This window comes from Bacillus sp. AFS029637, assembly GCF_002584985.1.
GTDB lineage: Bacteria > Bacillota > Bacilli > Bacillales > Bacillaceae_G > Bacillus_A.
The window spans coordinates 1-21,285 of record NZ_NUPZ01000009.1; the positions used below are offsets into that span (position 1 = coordinate 1).

At 37.3% G+C, this 21,285-nt stretch carries 17 protein-coding genes and 2 pseudogenes; 12 read left to right on the plus strand and 7 right to left on the minus strand.

Annotation, left to right across the window (positions count from 1 at the left end; all coding sequences use genetic code 11):
- Positions 1-684, plus strand: a 684-nt coding sequence (locus tag COE49_RS01850; RefSeq protein ID WP_141556603.1) for a Cna B-type domain-containing protein, incomplete at its 5' end; no start/stop codon positions are given.
- 187 nt (positions 685-871) lie between these two features.
- Here the strand turns inward: COE49_RS01850 and COE49_RS27890 are convergent.
- The 3 genes and pseudogenes from COE49_RS27890 to map form a co-directional block, all read right to left on the minus strand.
- Positions 872-1,050: pseudogene (locus COE49_RS27890) on the minus strand (type I methionyl aminopeptidase); the annotation flags it as partial.
- Positions 1,051-1,430: 380 nt separating this feature from the next.
- Positions 1,431-2,828, minus strand: a complete 1,398-nt coding sequence (locus tag COE49_RS01855; RefSeq protein WP_098357076.1) for a M28 family metallopeptidase — start codon at positions 2,826-2,828, stop codon at positions 1,431-1,433.
- Positions 2,829-3,346: 518 nt separating this feature from the next.
- Positions 3,347-4,093, minus strand: coding sequence for a type I methionyl aminopeptidase (map, locus tag COE49_RS01865; protein ID WP_088231944.1), 747 nt, complete (start codon positions 4,091-4,093; stop codon positions 3,347-3,349).
- Positions 4,094-4,298: 205 nt separating this feature from the next.
- On the opposite strand from map, the gene COE49_RS01870 reads away from it, so the two are divergent.
- The 4 genes from COE49_RS01870 to COE49_RS01885 are packed head-to-tail and all read left to right on the plus strand — an operon-like array spanning position 4,299 to position 7,662.
- Positions 4,299-5,201, plus strand: coding sequence for an ABC transporter ATP-binding protein (locus COE49_RS01870; RefSeq protein WP_098357075.1), 903 nt, complete (start codon positions 4,299-4,301; stop codon positions 5,199-5,201).
- Positions 5,198-5,932 carry an ABC transporter permease gene (locus tag COE49_RS01875; protein WP_098357074.1) on the plus strand — a complete coding sequence of 245 codons (735 nt, stop codon included), beginning with the start codon at positions 5,198-5,200 and terminating at the stop codon, positions 5,930-5,932. The genes COE49_RS01870 and COE49_RS01875 overlap by 4 nt, the downstream gene beginning before the upstream one ends.
- On the plus strand, positions 5,933-7,063 hold the full coding sequence (locus COE49_RS01880) for a sensor histidine kinase (RefSeq protein WP_098357073.1): 1,131 nt from the start codon (positions 5,933-5,935) through the stop codon (positions 7,061-7,063). It abuts the gene before it with no gap.
- A complete protein-coding gene (locus COE49_RS01885) occupies positions 7,060-7,662 on the plus strand; it encodes a response regulator transcription factor (RefSeq protein WP_000619248.1) in 603 nt (200 codons plus the stop codon). The genes COE49_RS01880 and COE49_RS01885 overlap by 4 nt, the downstream gene beginning before the upstream one ends.
- Positions 7,663-7,766: 104 nt before the next feature.
- On the opposite strand, the pseudogene COE49_RS01890 reads toward COE49_RS01885, so the two are convergent.
- Positions 7,767-7,963: pseudogene (locus tag COE49_RS01890) on the minus strand (bacillolysin); the annotation flags it as partial.
- 192 nt (positions 7,964-8,155) lie between these two features.
- On the opposite strand from COE49_RS01890, the gene COE49_RS01895 reads away from it, so the two are divergent.
- Both COE49_RS01895 and COE49_RS01900 read left to right on the plus strand, forming a co-directional pair.
- A complete protein-coding gene (locus COE49_RS01895) occupies positions 8,156-9,013 on the plus strand; it encodes a helix-turn-helix domain-containing protein (RefSeq protein WP_088231948.1) in 858 nt (285 codons plus the stop codon).
- A gap of 88 nt (positions 9,014-9,101) precedes the next feature.
- A complete protein-coding gene (locus tag COE49_RS01900; RefSeq protein ID WP_088231949.1) occupies positions 9,102-9,248 on the plus strand; it encodes a quorum-sensing peptide PapR in 147 nt (48 codons plus the stop codon).
- 16 nt (positions 9,249-9,264) lie between these two features.
- Here COE49_RS01900 and COE49_RS01905 read toward each other — a convergent pair whose 3' ends face one another.
- The 3 genes from COE49_RS01905 to cls all read right to left on the minus strand — a co-directional run bounded on the left by COE49_RS01905 (position 9,265) and on the right by cls (position 14,252).
- Positions 9,265-11,943, minus strand: a complete 2,679-nt coding sequence (locus tag COE49_RS01905; protein ID WP_098252380.1) for a DUF4084 domain-containing protein — start codon at positions 11,941-11,943, stop codon at positions 9,265-9,267.
- Positions 11,944-12,072: 129 nt separating this feature from the next.
- Entirely contained in the window at positions 12,073-13,026 is a 954-nt protein-coding gene (gene uvsE / locus COE49_RS01910; RefSeq protein ID WP_088231951.1) for a UV DNA damage repair endonuclease UvsE, read from the minus strand.
- Positions 13,027-13,058: 32 nt separating this feature from the next.
- Positions 13,059-14,252: a cardiolipin synthase gene (gene cls / locus COE49_RS01915; protein WP_098945676.1), complete on the minus strand. Its 1,194-nt coding sequence runs from the start codon at positions 14,250-14,252 to the stop codon at positions 13,059-13,061.
- Between the two features lie 350 nt (positions 14,253-14,602).
- Between cls and COE49_RS01920 the strand changes: the two genes are divergently transcribed.
- From COE49_RS01920 to acdA, 5 genes are all read left to right on the plus strand, one after another.
- The gene (locus COE49_RS01920) at positions 14,603-16,714 is read left to right on the plus strand and encodes a (Fe-S)-binding protein (protein WP_098252379.1); all 2,112 of its coding nucleotides are present in this window, start codon (positions 14,603-14,605) and stop codon (positions 16,712-16,714) included.
- 9 nt (positions 16,715-16,723) lie between these two features.
- The gene (locus COE49_RS01925) at positions 16,724-18,007 is read left to right on the plus strand and encodes an acetyl-CoA C-acetyltransferase (protein ID WP_098945677.1); all 1,284 of its coding nucleotides are present in this window, start codon (positions 16,724-16,726) and stop codon (positions 18,005-18,007) included.
- A 46-nt stretch (positions 18,008-18,053) separates the two neighbouring features.
- On the plus strand, positions 18,054-18,905 hold the full coding sequence (locus tag COE49_RS01930) for a 3-hydroxybutyryl-CoA dehydrogenase (RefSeq protein ID WP_071710803.1): 852 nt from the start codon (positions 18,054-18,056) through the stop codon (positions 18,903-18,905).
- 72 nt (positions 18,906-18,977) lie between these two features.
- Positions 18,978-20,108 (plus strand): acyl-CoA dehydrogenase, encoded by a 1,131-nt coding sequence (locus COE49_RS01935; RefSeq protein ID WP_088231955.1) that lies wholly within the window; start codon positions 18,978-18,980, stop codon positions 20,106-20,108.
- Between the two features lie 21 nt (positions 20,109-20,129).
- On the plus strand, positions 20,130-21,269 hold the full coding sequence (gene acdA, locus COE49_RS01940) for an acyl-CoA dehydrogenase AcdA (protein WP_088231956.1): 1,140 nt from the start codon (positions 20,130-20,132) through the stop codon (positions 21,267-21,269).
- The last annotated feature ends 16 nt before the right edge of the window (positions 21,270-21,285 follow it).

Consider the following 21,285-nt stretch of genomic DNA (forward strand, 5'->3'; position numbering starts at 1 on the left):
AAGGATGGTAACTGGAGTTTCGACTTCAAAGAACTACCAAAGTACGATGAACAAGGAAATGCGTACACGTATACAGTAAATGAAGTAAAAGTTGATGGCTACGAAACAAAGGTAGAAGGAACAACGATTACAAATATTTACAAGAATACAGAAACAACAGAAGTAAGTGGTAAGAAAGTCTGGGATGATAACAACGCAATAGATCGTCCAGTATCCATCAAAGTAGACTTATTACAAAATGGAAAAGTTATTGACACGAAAGAAGTAAGTGTGGCAACAAACTGGAAGTACACGTTTGAAAAACTACAAGTATATGATGCAAACGGGTTAGCGTACAAGTATGAAGTGAAAGAACAACCAGTAGCGGGATACAAATCCGAAGTAAATGGTTATGACATCACAAATACAAAAATCAAGGACGAACCCAATGTAGATCCAAAAGATCCAAGCACAGATCCAAAAGATTCAAGCACAGATCCAAAAGATCCAAGCACAGATCCAAAAGATTCAAGCACAAATGCAGACAAAAATAGCGATTCAAAAGTTCCACCTACTACAGAAAATGATAAGCCAACATTACTTCCTAACACAGGAGGAACATCAGCAGGAATGAGTTCAATTCTTGGAGGTATGGTATTGTTACTTTTAGGTGGAATCCTACTCGCTCGTCAGCGAATAAAATAATAAAAAAGATTTAGATTATTGATTACACTGTAATCTGAGTAGCAGACAAATAAAAAATTACTATTGATATTACGCCCTTTAGGTAAGTATTCAAAAACACTTCACGATAAAGTGAAGGCAAGAATGCAACCTGAAGGGTTTTTTAGAAAAAAGAGAACAGTTTCAGGTTGGACTCAATCACCGGCCGAATAATATGGTCGGCTTTCATAGAGATAAGTGGCTCTAAAGTAACAAAGAAACCGTTTTCGATAAGTCGATTATCCATTGGACCATAAGCTTAGAATGTGGTGTGGTATCTCATATAATTTAAGATCAATGACCATGTTCCGTTAAGTTTTGGATGAATGCATAGCCATTTTTATGGCTAATTTAGAAATAGTATTTTGTAAAACTTTGCTCGTGAGTAGCTGCATCAGTGTTTGTTTCAGGAATAAAAGCATTAGTTCCTGAAATAACCGTTAAAGCTAACATAACTGCAAGAATAATTTTTTTATAGTAGAAAGCCTTCTTTATTAAATGTAATTACTATTATTACAATTTTTATTTTACATGGTAATACCATCCAATGATTAAACTAAATCAATATATTACGTTTTATATTATACACAATAAAACTTATGATTAATATACTTTAATTAATTAATTTATTTTTTTCGGGTAATAACGCCATGTAATAAATATACTGATATACATATTTATTTTTTCTTAATAAAAAACCACCGATTAATCGGTGGCTTGAAATAGTATTAAGCAGCTTTTTGTCCTGTTTTCACGGTAGGTTGAAGGCTATTATAGACACCTGTACCAATGACCTCTAATGCCATTTTCATACGTTCTGATGAAATGTTCTCAAATAGGTTATCTTGAGGTGTGTGATATACCTTTTCGATATGATAGATTAATGGATTCCAACTATCGACACCCATCCAAATAAATAGTGCAGAAGGAATACCCACTTCAGCAAATGGTACGTGATCACTAGAGCCAAATTTTCCTTGAAGAACGAGATCATTATTTAATTGTTTACCTGCTTGTAAGGCAGCATCTGTTACAAGGTTTGTTGAGCCATCAGGAGTCATTGCGTATAAATTCTTTGCCTTATCATAATTTGTTGCAACCATGTCTGCATTAAAGACACCTAAAATTCGATCACGTTCTTTTTGGGACAGACTATTCACATAATAATCAGAGCCAAGTAATCCGATTTCTTCAGAACCGAAAGCAATAAAACGAATTTCTTTATCCGTTTCTACATTTTGAAAAGCACGAGCTAACTCTAATACTAAACCTGTACCAGAAGCATTGTCATTTGCTCCAGGTGCCCCAACAACGCTATCGTAGTGTGAACTTACAACGACAGCTTTTTCATTACCTGTACTATTTTTTGGTTTCTTTTTAGCGATGACATTTAGGGATGTTAAATTAGATTCATGTCTCGCTTTTAAGGAAAGAATTGTTGTTCCTTTCTTAGCGATTTCTTCTTTAAACGCATTTCCTTGCGCGTAAGCAAGGCCAAAAACTGGTACAGATTGCTTTTTCGTTAAGCGAGGGTTGAAAGTTTGTCCGTAGTTTCCACGGCCGCCAATTAAACTGTATAAAAGAACACCTTTTGCTCCTTTGCTAACAGCATTTTCGACTTGTTTATTGTAGTCTGCTACTGTTGTTCCTCTTTCAAATAAAACAATTTTTCCGTTTACCTCATTTGGAATATCTTCTAATTTTGTTCCACCTTGAACAAAGATAAGGGGAGCTGTAACAGCTTCTGTAGAAATTAGAGCGTTAGGAGCAGCACCAGCTTGCCAATTACGCTTTGTCGATAATGGTGATTCGATAAATCCAACGTACTGATCTGGTACTTGAAATGGCTGATATTCTACCTCGTAGCCCATTGATTTGAGCTGCATACCAATATAGCGAGAAGCCCATTCTTCTGATTTTGTCCCACCAGGACGGGGACCGATTGTTTCGGATAAAAATCGGATATGTTCGATGGCACGGCTTGCATCAACTTGTTTTGTAATAGGTGGGGTTTGTGTGATTTCTGACGTGGAATCAGCTTTTACTTGTCCAATTGGAGCTAAGCTAACGGCGAGTGATACAGCAAGCAAGGAGCTTACTATTTTTTGTTTCAGTGATTTTCTCATTTTTTCCTCTCCCATTCTTCTATTCTCTCTGACTGACAAAAGAAGACGGTTAACGACTTTATTTTATCTTTGAAAGACTGAATTTTCAATATTTTGTTGTTGAGAAATAAAAAACGCTATATGTATATTTGCATATTTTTGGCGAAGATATGTATGCTATCATTTTAGATGAAGGTTCGCTTTCTGCTCAGAAGGCTCCTACATTGCATGAATCTAGTGTACCCAAACTTTAGATTATGTAGGGAAAAGGGACTATTATATGGTTTCTTTTCTCATGTTTGAATCATGTGATGGTAAATATGTTTCCGCATTTCATAATTATCATCAGTGATATATGTAAGGCATCCATATGAAAATACGAGGCTGTTCAAGAGTTTTCCGTACTGTTGGGCAGCCTCACCCCGTTAAAAAGGTGGTGCCCTGATGCACCACCTTTTATTTATATAAACTTTTACATACCTAAAAATAATAAAAAACAGCCGTTTTAGTAGCAGAAATCTACCAAAACGGCTGTTTTTTTATATTTCTGTTAAGATTATCGGTTCGCCGCGTGTTACGACAACTGTATGTTCACATTGTGCAACAAGGCTTTTGTCAGGTGTAACGAATGTCCAACCATCGTCACCGCGCTCGATAATGTGATCAGCTTTCATAGAAATGAATGGCTCTACAGCGATAACAAGGCCGTCTTTTAGAAGCGCATTATCCATTGGATCATAATAGCTTAAAATATGGTTTGGTGCTTCATGCAAGCTAAGACCAATGCCGTGACCAGTTAAGTTTTGAATAACGTTGTATCCATTTTTATGTGCGAAGTTTGAAACAGCGCGACCGATTTGATTTTGTTTTGAACCAGCCTTCACCTTTTTCATTGCTGCCCAAAATGCATCAACGGCTGCTTGGCAAAGCTTTTCTTTTGCTTCATCTTCCCCAAGTACAAATGAAATACCTGTATCTGCATAATAACCACCAAGTGCAGCAGATACGTCGACATTTACTAAGTCGCCTTCTTTTAATACACGATCTCCTGGAATACCGTGAGCAACTTCTTCATTTACACTGATACAAGTTACACCAGGGAAATCATATTCTTTTTCAGGTGCAGAAATAGCACCATGCTCATCTAATACTTTTTTACCGATTAAATCAAGTTCTTTCGTTGTCATGCCTGGCTTTGCTTGTTTTTTCATTTCTTCACGTGCAAGCGCAACGATGCGACCGATTTTTCGTAAACCTTCTAAATCTTGTTCATTACGAATAATCATGAAAACCACTGTCCTTCCTCGAATATATATCTTATCCGATTGTATCATGTTTATTTTCGTCCTGCTACTCGCTTGCGGTATGCGGGTTGATTCGTCTCATGTGGAATACATGACAATTGTCATATCGATGTTATGACGCATCATACTGTTTCCTAAGTCTTCCAATTAATACAATGTAAATATAAGAAACAGCGGGGGTGGAGAGATGGAAAGGATTATTGAAGTAAATGGTGTTTCTAAAACATTTAAACATAAAAAAGCAGTAAATAATGTTTCATTTCATGTGGATAAAGGAGAAATAGTAGCGTTACTTGGCCCGAATGGTGCCGGTAAAACAACGATGATTTCTATGATGCTTGGATTAAAGGATCCGGCAGAAGGAACGGTTTCTGTATTTGGGAAGAGTCCAAAGCATAGAGCTGTTCGGAATAGCCTCGGTGCAATGCTACAAGAAGTAAGTGTCATTGATAGCATTTCGGTGGAAGAAGCAATCGAGTTATTCCGCAGTTACTATACGAACCCGGTAGCGAAAGAAACATTACTACAATTATCAAATTTAGAATCAGAGCGAAAGCAAAGATGTGAGAAATTATCAGGGGGACAAAAAAGAAGGTTAAACTTTGCGCTCGCGCTTGCAGGGAATCCAGATTTGCTATTTTTAGATGAGCCGACAGTTGGAATGGATATTACGTCTCGAAGAACGTTTTGGGAAACGATTCGAAAGTTAGCAAGTGAAGGGAAAACGATTATTTTAACGACGCACTACTTAGAAGAAGCGGATGCTTTAGCGAATCGTATTTTATTATTTGCGAATGGAAAGGTTATCGCAGATGGCACGCCTGACGAGATGAAAGCGACGATTTCTCGAAAAACAATCTCGTTTTATTCGAAAGAAAAAATTCCTAAGAATTTATTAAAGGAATTGCCGCACGTGACAGACGTACAGGTAAAGGAAGGACGCTTCACGTTAACAACTGAGGATACGGACGCAACTTTACAAGCAATTTATCAAAGGAATTTACCTGTAACAGACGTTTCAGTTGAACGCGGAAGTCTTGATGAAGCATTTGAACAATTTGTCGCAAATCAAAAGGGGGAAATCGCATGAAGGCTTTATGGATGCAATGCAAAATAGAAATTTTACGTACGTTTCGTAATAAATTATTTATCTTTTTCTCATTATTAATGCCAGTTATGTTTTACTACATTTTCACAAATGTCGTTCAAGTGCCACAAAACGGGGATGCGTGGAAAGCACACTATTTAATTTCGATGGCAACTTTCAGTATTGTAGGGACGGCACTTTTTAGTTTCGGTGTTAGAATTTCTCAGGAAAAAGGGCAAGGATGGACACATCTTTTAAAAATTACACCACTTCCAGAGGGGGCATATTTAACAGCAAAAATTATCGCTCAAACAGTAGTAAATGCTTTTTCAATCTTAGTTATCTTTATCGCAGGAATATTAATTAATCATGTCGAGTTAACGGTAGGGCAGTGGATTGGCGCCGGATTATGGTTGTTGTTAGGTGTGACACCATTTTTAGCGCTCGGAACAGTAATAGGTTCCATTAAAAAGGCGGATGCAGCTGCGGGCTTAGCAAATATTTTAAATATGTGTTTAGCAATTCTTGGTGGTCTATGGATGCCAATTGAAGTATTCCCCAAAATATTAAGAACGATTGGTGAGTGGACACCGACATATCATTTCGGAAGCGGAGCATGGGATATTGTAGCTGGAAAATCAATTGGTTGGGAAAATATCGCGGTACTAGGAGGTTATTTCCTTATATTTGTTGTAGTATCAATATATATAAGAAAAAGACAGGAAGCGGTATAAATGATAGAAAAGAAGAGGATTGAGATTTTTCCGAAACATATGGGTTTCTTCCCGTATATGTGGTTCGTGTATCTGTTATTTCCAATTTACCATTTAACACAAGCATCGGGGTGGAAGCTTGTGTTAGGAATCGGTATGTTGATAGTTTTCATTGTCACATACCGTCAACTTTATTTTGTTCAGAAGACGTTCATTTTATGGGCGTGTATTCAGATGGTACTCATTTTTTTATTTGCTTTATTTTACAACCCTTTCATGATATTTTTTGGGTTTTTCACAGCAAGTGCGATGGGATTTACGCCAAGTAAGAAAGCGTTTCGAGTGTTGTTATGTTTATTAGTTGTAATGCTTGGGGCTTTTGTATTTGTATATAAGAATCAGTTAACAACTGCAAGTTTAGTGAATATCGTTCCGATGTTTATTTTAATGCTTCTTACGCCATTTGGGATGCGTAATTTTAATCAAAAAAAGATGTTAAAAAATCAATTAAACGAAGCAAATGAACAAATTAAAGACTTAGTAAAACGTGAAGAACGGCAGCGAATCGCAAGGGATCTTCATGACACGTTAGGGCATACGTTATCTCTTATTACTTTAAAAAGCCAGCTCGTGGAGAAGTTAATTGTGAAAAATCCAGAGCGTGCAAGTATGGAAGCGAAGGAAATTACACAAACATCTCGTACAGCTTTAAAGCAGTTAAGAGAGTTAATTTCTGATATGCGTATGATTACGGTGGAAGAAGAATTAGAGCAAATAAAGGCAATTTTACAAGCTGCTAATATTGAATTAGAAGTAAAGCAAGAAGCAAGTTCAAGTTCGTTATCACCGATTGAACAAAATATTGTCGGGATGTGTTTACGTGAGGCTGTTACGAATGTTGTAAAGCATAGTAAGGCGTCGCGGTGTACAGTTTCTGTATTGGAATCACAGGGTGAATTAATTTTAAAAGTAGAAGACAATGGTATCGGTTTAGTGGATCAAAATCACGATGGAAATGGTATTCGTGGTATGAAAGAGCGAATTGCTCTTATTGATGGATTTGTTGAACTGGATACGATAAATCCAGGGACACTATTAACAGTAAAAGTTCCAGTTGTCATTAGAACAGGAAAAGATGAGGTGAGGGCATGATTCGAATTATTATTGCAGAAGATCAACGGATGCTTCGTGGTGCATTAGGAGCCCTTCTTGATCTAGAAGATGATATTGAAGTAATTGGGCAAGCTGCAAATGGGGAAGAAGCGTTGAAGTTAATCGAATCGCTAAAACCTGATATAAGTATTATGGATATTGAAATGCCAATTCAAAGTGGATTAGATGTTGCTGAAACTTTAAAGAAAGAAAAATCAGCATGCAAAGTAATGATTTTAACAACATTTGCAAGGCCGGGGTATTTTGAACGAGCAATGAAAGCTGGTGTGCACGGTTATTTATTAAAGGATAGCCCAAGTGAAGATTTAGCGGCAGCAATTCGTAATGTAATGAAAGGAAAGCGGGAGATCTCTCAAGATTTAATGTTCGGATTATGGCAAGAGCAAAATCCGTTATCAGACCGTGAAAAAGAAGTACTGTTGCTCGCGAAAGAAGGAAAGACGGCAAATGAAATTGCGAAGGCACTTTATCTGTCACCTGGTACAGTACGTAATTACATTTCTGAAGTATTAACGAAACTCGATGCAAAAAATAGAATTGAAGCAATTACAATTGCGGAAGAAAAGGGATGGATATAAAAAGAAGTTTACCTGTGAGAGGTAAACTTCTTTTTCTTATAAAATGAAACTTTAATCAATGGGGGTGTCCATCCCTCTCTGGTTATTAGTCTTCACCAATCGGGATAAACAACGGTTTTGTTAGAGAATTCTGTTTCAACCGCATCGTTTGGAATTTGAAGTGTATTACGTAATGTAGGTTTTACTTCATTTTTCGACAAAAAATTTGTTATAGTAAGATTAGGTTGTTGTTCTAAATGTTGGACAGCTTACCACTAATAGTAGTAATTACTCCATTTTTATCTACTTTTACAATGAAATCACTGGCAATTCTCCTATCATTCATCTATAACCCTTCTAAGCTATTCCTGTATGTGAGGTGAATTGTATGAAGAATTCGCCGAATTTTATATATATTATGCATTATTTCATATCAAAAATTGTCGAATTCACATTATTGTAGTGGTATGACAACTTAACAAATTAGATTGTTCTAATGGGATGGTGAGTAAGTATGCACGCAGAAAAATTAGGAAGTGAAATTAAGAAGATTAGGGTAATGAGGGGATTCACACAAAAACAGTTATCCGAGAACATATGTCATCAATCGGAAGTGAGCCGAATTGAATCAGGCGCGGTATACCCAAGTATGGATATATTGCAAGGTATTGCAGCAAAATTACAAGTTCCCATTATTCACTTTTATGAGGTACTCGTTTATTCCGATATTGAGAGGAAAAAGCAGTTAAAAGATCAAATCATTATGCTTTGTAAGCAAAAGAAATATAAAGAAATTTATAATAAAGTATGGAATGAGCTGAAAAAGGAAGAATATCATCCTGAATTTCAGCAGTTTCTCCAATGGCAATATCATGTAGCAGCTTACATATTGAAGAAAATTGATTACGAATATTGTATTTTAGAATTAAAAAATTTGTTAAACCAACAATTAGCTGGAATAGACGTATATCAAAATCTTTATATAGAAAATGCAATTGCAAATATTTATTCTGAAAATGGTCACCTTAAGAAGGGTCTGGAATTATTTGAAGGTATATTAAAGCAATTAGAAGCATTGCCTGAAAATAAAGAGTTTGATGTGAAAGTAAGACATAATTATGCAAAAACATTATACGTAGATAATCAATATGAAGAAGCGCTTTACCAAATAAATAAAGCTATTGAAATATCTTGTCGAATTAATAGTATGGCATTGATTGGACAGTTATACTATCAAAAAGGTGAGTGCTTAGAAAAGCTAGAATACGATAGGGCAGAGGTTGAAGAGGCTTATGAAAAAGCTTGCTTCTTTTTCGATATTTTAGAAATGCATCCGTATAAGGAAAAGTTTATAAAGAAAATGAAGAAATAAAACAACCAGAAAACGAAATATGCATAATTGCATAATGTATGGAGAAATTTTCATGATATATTAAAAGAAAAAATGTGGGTGATGGAATATGAAAAAACTACTTATTGGTAGTCTATTAACGTTAGCGATGGCATGGGGTATTTCATTAACAGATACAGCTTTAGAAAAAAGCCAAGTGATTTCTCATAATGATCAAGAGGTACAATTAGCTTCAGATATGCCTTATGAATATTAAAAAACAACCGTCTTACTTAGACGGTTGTTTTTTTGTGGAGTAACATCCAAACATCTGTATTAGAAACAGGTTTGCTAAAGAAGAAACCTTGAATATGATCACAGTTTTGTGCGCGTAAAAAATTCCACTGTTCTTCTGTTTCTACACCTTCGGCAATAACTTCTAAATTTAATTCTTTTGATAGCGTAATAATGGAAGCAATAATTGCTTCTTCTAAAGGGCTATTTGTAATGCCACAAATAAATTCTCGGGCAATTTTTAATGTGTTGATTGGGTATTTTGTTAAATAGGCTAAAGAACTATAACCAGTTCCGAAGTCATCAATTGAAATTTGAATACCAAGATTTTGAAGTTCTTCGAGTTTAGCGATTACAGAATGATTTTGATTAATCGCGATACTTTCCGTAATCTCAATATCTAGTGCTTCTGGTTTTAATTTTGTTTCTTCTAGGACTTTTGAAATAGTTGGTATTAAGTCTGGGTGATTAAATTGCACAACAGATAAATTCACACCAACTTTTAAATGAGAAAAGCCTTGGTTATGCCACTTTTTTGCTTCCAAGCAGGCTGTACGCAAAATCCAATTACCAAGTTCAATAATAAATCCCGTTTCCTCTGCTAGAGGAATGAACTGGGCAGGTGATACAATTCCGAGTTTTGAATGTTTCCAGCGAATTAACGCTTCAAAACCAATAATTTGTTTTGTTTTTGTATGTACTTGCGGTTGATATTCAAGGAAAAATTCATTTTGTTGTAATGCTTTTGAAAGTTCGCCTTCTAGGAAGTTGCTCTCATTTTGAGCAATGCTCATTTCTTTTGAGAAGAAAACAAATCTGTTTTTTCCATTTGCTTTCGCACAATACATAGCTATATCGGCATTTTTCATTAATTCGGTTACAGTAGTTCCATAATCAGGATACATTGCAATTCCGATACTTGGTGTAATAGATAGTTCTTCGTCTTGAATGAAGAACGGTTTGTTTAAAATAGTTAAAATTTGTTCAGCGATGAAAGATGCACCTTTTTCAGAGTACATATCCGGTAATAGAATTGTAAACTCATCGCCACCTTGACGAGCAACGATATCTTTAGAACGCAAACACCCACGTAATCTTTTTGCTACTTCGATTAATAGTAAATCTCCAACATCATGGCCAAGGCGATCATTAATTTTTTTGAATCGATCTAAATCAAGGAACATGACGGCAATGTCATTTGCACTAGTTTGTGCCGTATTTAAAATAGCTTTTAAATCTTTTTCAAACTTACGGCGATTTGGTAGCCCGGTAAGTGCATCATGAAAAGCTAAATGCTCTACTTGCTTTTGTTTTTCATATAAAGTTGTAATATCACGTGCTATTCCAAACATCCCAACAACTTCTTTATTTATAAACGTGGGGATAAGCGTAATATGAAGGTAATAATAGTAGCCTTCTTTTTCTTTTGTACGAACTTCTAAAGTTTGTGGTCTACCTTCTTTTGTAAGCTGTAAAGCCTTCTTTAGTAGTTCATGGTCTTTTGAATCAATGAAATGTAGAAGAGAATAGCTAGCTACTTCACAATAGTAAGCAGTAAATAAACTTTCACATGCCTGATTAGAACGTTGAAAAATACCATTCATATTTAAGGAGAACACGGCATCAGGGTGATCTTCAAATAAAGATTTATAACGTTGTTCACTTTTTGATAATGCAGATGCACCTTCTTCAACCTCGTCTTCTAGTTGTATAGTCAACTTTTCGTAAGTATCAATTAATGCTTGATTATCTTTCCACATGTAAAGTTGTCGTAGGAATAATAAGATTAGTGATAATACTAGACCGATTAGCATGAACTGATCATCCCAAGGCTGAAGGACAATAAAAGAAAAAGTAATGATTATACTAAAATAAGGTAATATAAATCGTACATAATCGAATCGATAATATTTCATTTTCGTTTCATGTTGTATTGGTTTATCCAAAATGTATAGTATGGACGATAAACCTATCAGTAGAATGGAAGCGGTATGTATTAAATAAGAGATCTCAGAAGAAGAGTCCATCCCGGCATTTAATTGGAACAGATGTACATATCCGTATACAAGTATAATAGTAAAGCCGATAATTAACGAAATTCTACTAGAAGAATACCGTTCTCTTCTATATAGGCTAATAACGGCGTAAATTACTAATGATTGTGCAATAAAGTATCCAATTAAAACCCACATATCCGTTGTTAACATACGAAAGCTTGAGAGATCCAAAATAAAAGTTAAAGTGAAATAAATATTCATAATAATAATGAAGAGGCTATCGAATGAAAATTGAGCAAGACCTCTAATAGAGTAATGTTTTATAAACTTTATAGTAAAGCCAGAAAAGAGCAAAATATATTGTACGATGAAAAAAGGCAAAGCCTTATAGGAGAATATGACTTGATCATATATAGAAAGTGAATGAAGAAATAAAGTTATTTCCATAGTTAATCCACATATACAAGTGCATAATACTAGAACCCAAAATAGCTTGTCGCCGTGCTTCATTTTCTTAATTGCTTTATATAGGCAATAGCAAGAAAAGAGTGTAGCAAAACAAAATAAGAAGAGAATCCCAATTTCTTTTATAGTCAAGTCCTTAGGAATAAGGAATATCCAAAGGGAAAATATAATTATATACATTATGACAAATTGTACATACTTTTTTTGATTAATCATATTATGGCTCCGTTTCAATAAAGTTGAATCTCAGGTGGAAAATGCTAATTTAAATAATAGCATATAAAATAGGGTGTTTTTTACTATAAAAATTACTTTTTTTGAAAAAAAATAGCGCAATGTTACAATTTACCACTGTAACGTTGCACCATTTTGTCTTTTTACGCCTCGTATAGAAGAGATTTCACCTATTAATTGTAATAGTGCTAAATCTTTCTGTTTACTTTCAATCATAATATCGAAATTATGATTGATTTTTTTTGCAATGTGTAAGAACGGTTTAATAAACTCTAAATCAATATATGCAGCGTGAGCCCTAAATTCTTTTTCTGATCTAGGAGAAGAAATGTGAACTTTTGGTGGGACGTTTGTGTGTGACCAAGTTTCAAAAATCGCAGGTAGTAGCTCTTCTAGCGGTTCCTCGCAAAGATTGGCCATGTGATGATGGTAATCAAATACAAAAGGAATATTTTCTTTTTGGCAAATAGATAAAGTTTCAGAAGTTGTATATGTTTTATCATCGTTTTCAAGAGTCATTTGTTTTTTTATATGTGTAGGAAGTTTTTTTATGTTTTCATGGAAACGTTCAATTGCTTTTTCCTTATTTCCATAGGCCCCACCAACATGAATATTAATGTAAGAAGAATCGGCAATTCCTATCGCATCTAATACTTTGTAATGATAGTTCATATCTGTAATAGCGTTAGTTGTAATATGCGGCTTGTCGCTTGTGAATAATGTAAATTGATTTGGATGAAAACTTACTCGTAAATTGTGTTCTTGAATTAATGTCCCTATTTTACGCCAAAGTGGTGAAAATGCTTCAATGTAATCAAACTCAACTTCAGGGTGTGTTGCAAGTGGGACGATGGAAGACGATAGGCGATATAGTGGGATTTCATGCGCTATATTGTAATGAAGGATACGTATTGTGTTTTCAAGATTTTGTCTTGTAACATCGTACAATTTATCCTCGCGCTCTTGTTTATTAAGTTTTTTGAAGCTTGTAAACGTCATTGTTTTGGCAGGAGAACAGTCCCACAATGCCATTGCATGTGAGACGTATCCAAATCTTATAATCATATGTGATATACCTCTTTTATTTATTCCCTTTCCTATAGGAAGAAAGCAAGGATTGTTCCTAGACACTCTTTTCCCCTATCGATAAGAGAAAGGGGGCTGACATCTTCAAAGGAAAGCAATGATGCATTGTCTAGATCTTCATGGAATTTATTTTTTACTGTTTGTATGAAATGTTTATTATATAAAAGGCAGTTAATTTCATGGTTACTATATAAACTTCTCATATCAAAGTTTGCAGTTCCGATATCACAAATTTCATCGTCTACTATAATAATTTTAGCGTGAAAAAACCCTCGTTGAAATGCGTAAATATTACAACCAGCTTGTATTAATTTTCGGCAGTACGGGAATTTTGCTTCTCGAACAAGGGCGTGATCGGCCTTTTCTGGAACGAGAATTGTTACGTGAACCCCTCTTTCACGTGCTTTTAATAGAGCGCTCATAATTTTTTTACCGGGAATGAAATAAGGTGTACCGATAAAGAGTTCTTTTTTTGCCTTTTCAATTAAGTGTAAAAAAGTATGTTGTAAATAGGCTCCATCGGTCGGAACAAATTGATGTAGGATGGTACCTGGTTGTTGTTTCGGAAAATAAGGAGAAGCCTCCAGTAAATTTTCGGTTGTATCATCTAACCAGTCATGTAAAAATTGCTTCTGTAAATCTTGAACCCCTTCTCCTGTAAGACGTAAATGATAGTCTCGCCACAGTCCTAATTGTTCATTATGTCCCAAGTACTCCTCGCCGATATTAAAGCCTCCAATATAACCAATTTTCCCATCAATGACTGTAATTTTTCTATGATTTCTTTGATTGGCAGAAAAGAAAGGGAAAGGGAGTTTCACTTTATGACAAAAAGAAAAAGAGACGCCGTGTTTTTGTAGGGAACGAATTGCTTCGTTTGATAAATAATGGCTACCAAATCGATCGAGTAAAAGTCTTACTTCAATTCCTTCCTGTGCTTTATCGATAAGTAACTTTAAAAACTGACGACTGATCTTATCATTTTTTACAATGAAGAACAAAACGTGTACGTGGTGCTTCGCTTGTTTTATATCAGTAAATAAAGCATCATATAAGTCTTTTCCGTATGTATAAAGGTGAAAATCACTTTGACGTAAAGGGAAAGTGCGAGGGCGCACACGTTGTAAGTGAAGGTGTCTCCCATATAAAAAATCAATTATGATCCAAAGCGTAACGCATATTAACAAGAGAGATAAGAAGAACATGAGTGAATTCCCTCCTTTGCATTCTTTGCTCCTTCACTTTTCCCTGCTATTTGCGGGCGGTAAGACTCCCAGTTCAAAAAAGTTGAGCGGGAGATCAATGGCCCGTAAAAGCCCGATCGGTGCAGGCTAATAATTAGTGGGGAATGGACAGTCCACTAATTAAAGTTTCGCTTTATAGTTTCACCGAAATAAACAGCTTTATTAAAAAATATGTTGTTGTATAACAAAAAACTGTTGACTGAATGCTCACTCATTATATAATGAAGATAGGGGATAAAATTCAGAAAATTATATGTTTTTGAAGATTCTAAAAAAGAAAGAGGGCTTACAAAGAGAGGGGTAGCATAAAAATGAATAGCTTACTGATCATTAATTGGCTGGCTGCCATTGCTGTTATTGCTTATGCGGGATATTTGTTTGTATATCTTATACGAACGAGGATGGCCTACATACAGTTAGGAAAAAAGATTGAATTTGACCGCCGTTTTAAAGAGCGTTGGGATCTCCTTAAGGTCAATGTTTTCGGTCAGAAAAAGCTGCTGAAAGATAAGAAGAGCGGCATTATTCACGTTATGTTCTTTTACGGATTTATTCTTGTCCAATTTGGAGCAATCGACTTCGTTTGGAAAGGGCTCGCACCAGGATCACATCTTCCACTTGGACCACTATATCCTGCATTTACATTCTTCCAGGAAATTGTCACACTCGTAATTTTAATTGCAGTCTTTTGGGCTTTTCATAGACGCTACGTTGAAAAGCTTGTTCGTTTAAAACGTAATTTTAAATCAGGCCTTGTTCTTATTTTTATCGGAGGCTTAATGGTTTCTGTGCTACTTGGTAACGGTATGGGAATTATATGGCATGGCGAGGAGCTTTCATGGAGTGAACCGATCGCTTCTGCAATCGCTTACGTTTTCGGTGGGATAAATGAAACCGTAGCCATTTCAGTGTTCTATTTCTCTTGGTGGGTGCATTTACTAATCTTGTTAACATTTTTAGTATATGTTCCACAATCAAAACATGCGCATTTAATTGCGGGACCAGCTAACGTATTCTTCGGTCGTCTTTCAAACCCAGGGAAGCTTGAAAAGATTGATTTTGAAGATGAAACGCAAGAAACATTTGGTGTTGGTAAAATTGAAGACTTTAGACAAAATCAACTTATTGACTTATACGCTTGCGTAGAGTGTGGCCGCTGCACAAATATGTGTCCAGCAACAGGCACAGGAAAAATGTTATCGCCGATGGACTTAATTTTAAAGCTTCGCGATCATTTAACTGATAAAGGAGCTGCGGTAACATCAAAAGCACCGTGGGTTCCAGTCGTTGCTTTTAATAATACACAAGGAAATCAGTTAGCGATGATGGCAGCTGGGAAAGGGCAACAAGAATCAGCAGCTACAACGCTCGCTTACGATCCGAGTTTAATCGGAGATGTTATTACAGAAGAAGAGATTTGGGCATGTACAACGTGTCGTAACTGTGAAGATCAATGTCCAGTTATGAATGAACATGTTGACAAAATTATTGATTTACGCCGCTATCTCGTTTTAACAGAAGGAAAAATGGACGCGGAAGCACAACGCGCAATGACAAACATTGAACGTCAAGGAAATCCGTGGGGTCTGAACCGTAAAGAGCGTGAAACATGGCGCCAAGGTGATGACGAAGTAACAGTGCCAACGGTAAAAGAAAAATCAAAAGCTGGTGAGGAATTCGAGTATTTATTCTGGGTTGGTTCAATGGGATCATACGACAATCGTAGTCAGAAGATTGCGATATCGTTTGCGAAGTTAATGAACGAAGCAGGCATTTCATTCGCGATTCTCGGTAATAAAGAAAAGAATTCTGGAGATACACCGCGCCGCCTTGGAAATGAATTTGTATTCCAAGAGATGGCGACAAAGAATATCGAAGAATTTGAAAAGGCAGGAGTGAAGAAAATCGTTACGATTGATCCTCATGCTTATAACACATTTAAAAATGAGTATCCGGACTTTGGCTTGCAAGCGGAAGTCTATCATCATACAGAATTGTTAGCTCAGTGGGTGAAAGAAGGGCGCTTAAAACCTGTTCACGCTATTGAGGAGACAGTTACTTATCATGATTCCTGTTACTTAGGAAGATACAACGAAGTATACGAAGCACCACGTGATATTTTGAAAGCGATTCCTGGGGTGAATCTTGTAGAAATGGCACGTAACCGTGAAACGGGAATGTGCTGTGGAGCAGGTGGTGGCTTAATGTGGATGGAGGAGACAACAGGTTCTCGTATTAACGTTGCTCGTACAGAACAAGCATTAGCTGTGCAGCCATCCATTATCGGTACAGGTTGTCCATATTGCTTAACGATGATTAGTGATGGGACGAAAGCGAAAGAAGTAGAAGAGAAAGTTCAAACGCTTGATGTAACAGAGATTTTAGAACGATCTGTTATCGGACAGAAGAAAGAAGCAATGTAGTTTGTAGGAATGCATACAACTTTAGAAAGAGGTGCAGTCAGTGCACCTCTTCTCAATGTAAGAATACCGAGCGAGCGCTCAGCGCTAATAAAAAAAATGGGGGAAATAGACATGAGTAAAACAGTTATTTTAGGTGCTGCAAGAACACCGGTTGGAAAATTTGGAGGAACTTTAAAAGACGTGAAAGCGATAGAACTTGGAGGAATTGCAATTAAAGCGGCGCTTGAGAGAGCGAATGTTTCTGCTAGTGATGTTGAAGAAGTTATATTTGGAACGGTTATCCAAGGAGGACAAGGACAAATTCCATCTCGCCAAGCTGCGAGAGCTGCTGGAATACCTTGGGAAGTGCAGACGGAAACAGTAAATAAAGTTTGTGCATCAGGTCTTCGTGCGGTTACGCTAGCGGATCAAATTATTCGTACTGGCGACCAATCGCTTATTGTAGCTGGTGGCATGGAATCAATGAGTAATAGTCCTTACATTTTACGAGGGGCAAGATGGGGATACAGAATGGGCAACAATGAAGTTATCGATTTAAACGTTGCCGATGGTTTAACGTGCGCATTCTCAGGCATACACATGGGTGTTTATGGCGGAGAAGTTGCAAAGGAAGACGGAATCTCGCGTGAAGCGCAAGATGAGTGGGCATACCGTAGCCATCAACGTGCGGTTTCAGCACATAAGGAAGGTCGTTTTGAAGAGGAGATTGTACCAGTAACGATTCCGCAAAGAAAAGGAGATCCTATCGTCGTTGCAAAGGATGAGGCGCCACGCGAGGATACAACGATTGAAAAATTAGCGACATTAAAGCCTGTATTTGATAAGACGTCAACAGTGACAGCAGGTAATGCCCCAGGACTTAATGATGGCGGTGCTGCACTTGTATTAATGAGCGAGGACAGAGCGAAGCAAGAAGGAAGAAAGCCATTAGCGACAATTTTAGCGCATACGGCAATCGCGGTAGAATCAAAAGATTTCCCAAGAACACCAGGTTATGCAATTAACGAATTGTTGAAAAAAACAGGCAAGACAATTGAAGATATCGATTTATTTGAGATTAATGAAGCTTTTGCAGCAGTAGCAATTGCAAGTACAGAGATTGCAGGGATTGACCCAGAAAAATTGAATGTAAATGGCGGCGCAGTGGCGATGGGCCATCCGATTGGAGCAAGCGGAGCGCGTATTATCGTTACACTTATCCATGCATTAAAGCAGCGCGGTGGCGGAATTGGAATTGCTTCGATTTGTAGCGGTGGCGGTCAAGGTGACGCAGTGATGATTGAAGTTCACTAATTTTAGAAGTTATATAGTTTATTAACAATTAAGGGGGAAGAAAAAAATGGGTGTACAGAAGATTGTTGTAATTGGTGCAGGACAAATGGGATCAGGAATCGCGCAAGTGTGTGCAATGGCAGGATATGACGTGAAAGTACAAGATTTAAAACAAGAACAATTAGATAGAGGGCTGGCTATCATTACGAAAAACTTAGCACGCCAAGTAGAAAAAGGACGTATGAAGGAAGAAGAGAAGGAAGCAACGTTAAATCGTCTTACAGTAACGCTTGATTTAGATTGTGTGAAAGAAGCAGATCTTATTATTGAAGCGGCTGTTGAGAAAATGGATATTAAAAAGAAAATTTTTGCGAATCTAGATGAAATCGCACCTGATCATGCCATTTTAGCAACGAATACGTCATCGTTGCCGATTACAGAAATTGCAGCGGTAACGAAACGTCCAGAAAAAGTAATCGGTATGCACTTTATGAATCCAGTCCCTGTTATGAAGCTTGTTGAAATTATTCGTGGTTTAGCTACGGATGATGCGGTATACGAAACGATTGAAGATATCACGAAGAAAATTGGGAAAGTGCCAGTTGAAGTAAATGATTTCCCAGGGTTTGTATCAAACCGTATTTTATTACCGATGATTAACGAAGCGATTTACACGTTATATGAAGGTGTAGCGACGAAAGAAGCGATTGACGAAGTAATGAAACTCGGTATGAATCATCCGATGGGACCTCTAACGCTAGCTGACTTTATCGGCTTAGATACATGTTTATACATTATGGAAGTGTTGCATGAAGGATTAGGAGATAGTAAATATCGCCCATGTCCATTACTGCGTAAGTACGTAAATGCAGGATGGTTAGGACGTAAAACGGGCCGTGGTTTCTACGTTTACGAATAAATTCCCCTTTGTTACAAAATAGTGGTCTTACCAAATTGTTAAAAGGATATATAGCAGATGGAGGCGGAGTATATGAATTTTCATTTTACTGAAGAGCAGCAAATGATGAGGAAAATGGTTCGGGATTTTGCGCAAAAAGAAATAGCTCCCTTTGTTCCTAGTATGGAACAAGGGGTGTTCCCGAAAGAGATTTTGCAAAAGATGGGTGAGCTTGGACTGATGGGTATTCCAGCGCCTGCAAAATACGGCGGCGCAGAAATGGATTTTATTTCTTACATTTTAGCAATCGAAGAAATCTCAAAGGTAAGCGCAACAGTTGGTGTAATTTTAGCTGTACATACGTCAGTTGGCATGAACCCGATTTTATATTTCGGAACAGAAGAACAAAAAGAGAAATACGTTTCTAAGCTTGCGACTGGTGAATATTTAGGCGCATTTGCTTTAACAGAACCGAATGCAGGATCAGATGCAGGAAGTTTGAAATCAAGAGCTGTAAAAAAAGGCGACCACTATATTATTAATGGATCGAAAGTATTTATTACAAATGGTGGTGAAGCAAATACATACATTGTATTCGCTTCTACAAATCCTGAGGCAGGAAAAAGTGGTATTTCCGCGTTCATAGTAGAGAAAGATACGCCTGGTTTAATCATAGGAAAAGATGAGCATAAGATGGGGCTTCTCGGTTCTCGTACAGTACAACTTACGTTTGAAGATATGAAAGTGCCAGCTGAGAATTTACTTGGGGAAGAAGGGCAAGGGTTCAAGGTGGCGATGGCGAATTTAGATGTTGGACGAATTGGAATCGGCGCACAGGCGTTAGGAATTGCTGAAGCGGCGCTTGCATGTGCAATTGATTATGCAAAAGAACGAGAGCAATTCGGGAAGCCGATTGCGGCGCAGCAAGGGATTGGCTTCAAACTTGCAGATATGGCAACAAATGTGGAGGCTGCGCGATTACTCGTATATAGAGCTGCATCGCTTAGAGCACAAGGATTACCGTGCGGGAAAGAAGCGTCTATTGCGAAATTATTCGCTTCTAAGACAGCGGTTGAAGTTTCGATTGAAGCGGTGCAAGTATTTGGTGGTTACGGTTATACGAAAGATTATCCAGTAGAACGATTTTTCCGTGATGCGAAGATCACGCAAATTTATGAAGGAACGAGTGAGATACAAAAACTTGTTATTAGCCGTGCTTTATAAAAGGACGAGGGGGAGACAAAGATGCATTTTAAACTATCAGAAGAACATGAAATGATAAGAAAAATGGTTCGAGACTTTGCTAAAAACGAAGTAGCACCAACAGCAGCGCAGCGTGATGAGGAAGAGAGCTTTGATCGTGCGTTATTTGATCAAATGGCAGAGCTTGGTTTGACAGGCATCCCATGGCCTGAAGAGTATGGTGGGATTGGAAGCGATTACTTGGCGTACGTAATTGCAATCGAAGAGTTATCTCGCGTTTGTGCCTCTACAGGTGTAACACTGTCTGCGCATACTTCACTTGCTGGATGGCCGATTTTTAAATTCGGGACAGAAGAGCAAAAGCAAAAGTTTTTGCGACCGATGGCTGAAGGGACGAAAATTGGTGCATACGGTTTAACAGAACCAGGATCTGGATCGGACGCTGGTGGAATGAAGACAATTGCAAAAAGGGATGGAGACCATTACGTATTAAATGGATCGAAAATCTTTATTACAAATGGCGGCATTGCTGATATTTATGTTGTTTTTGCGTTAACAGATCCTGAATCGAAGCAGCGCGGTACGAGCGCGTTTATCGTAGAAAGTGATACACCAGGATTTTCAGTTGGGAAGAAGGAAAGCAAGCTAGGGATTCGTTCTTCGCCAACGACTGAAATTATGTTCGAAGATTGCCGTATTCCTGTAGAGAACCTACTTGGAGAGGAAGGGCAAGGATTTAAGATTGCGATGCAAACATTAGATGGCGGTCGTAATGGCATTGCGGCGCAAGCAGTTGGTATTGCACAAGGGGCTTTAGATGCTTCTGTAGAATATGCAAGAGAGCGCCATCAATTTGGAAAACCGATTGCGGCGCAGCAAGGGATTGGCTTTAAACTTGCGGATATGGCAACGGATATAGAGGCGGCGCGCCTTTTAACATATCAAGCAGCTTGGCTTGAATCGGAAGGGCTTCCGTATGGGAAAGAATCAGCGATGTCAAAAGTATTTGCAGGTGATACAGCGATGAAGGTGACGACTGAAGCAGTACAAGTATTTGGTGGTTACGGTTATACGAAAGATTATCCAGTAGAGCGTTATATGCGAGATGCAAAGATTACACAGATTTATGAAGGAACACAAGAGATTCAAAGACTTGTAATTTCTCGTATGTTAACGAAGTAGGAACGAAAGCGTAGGT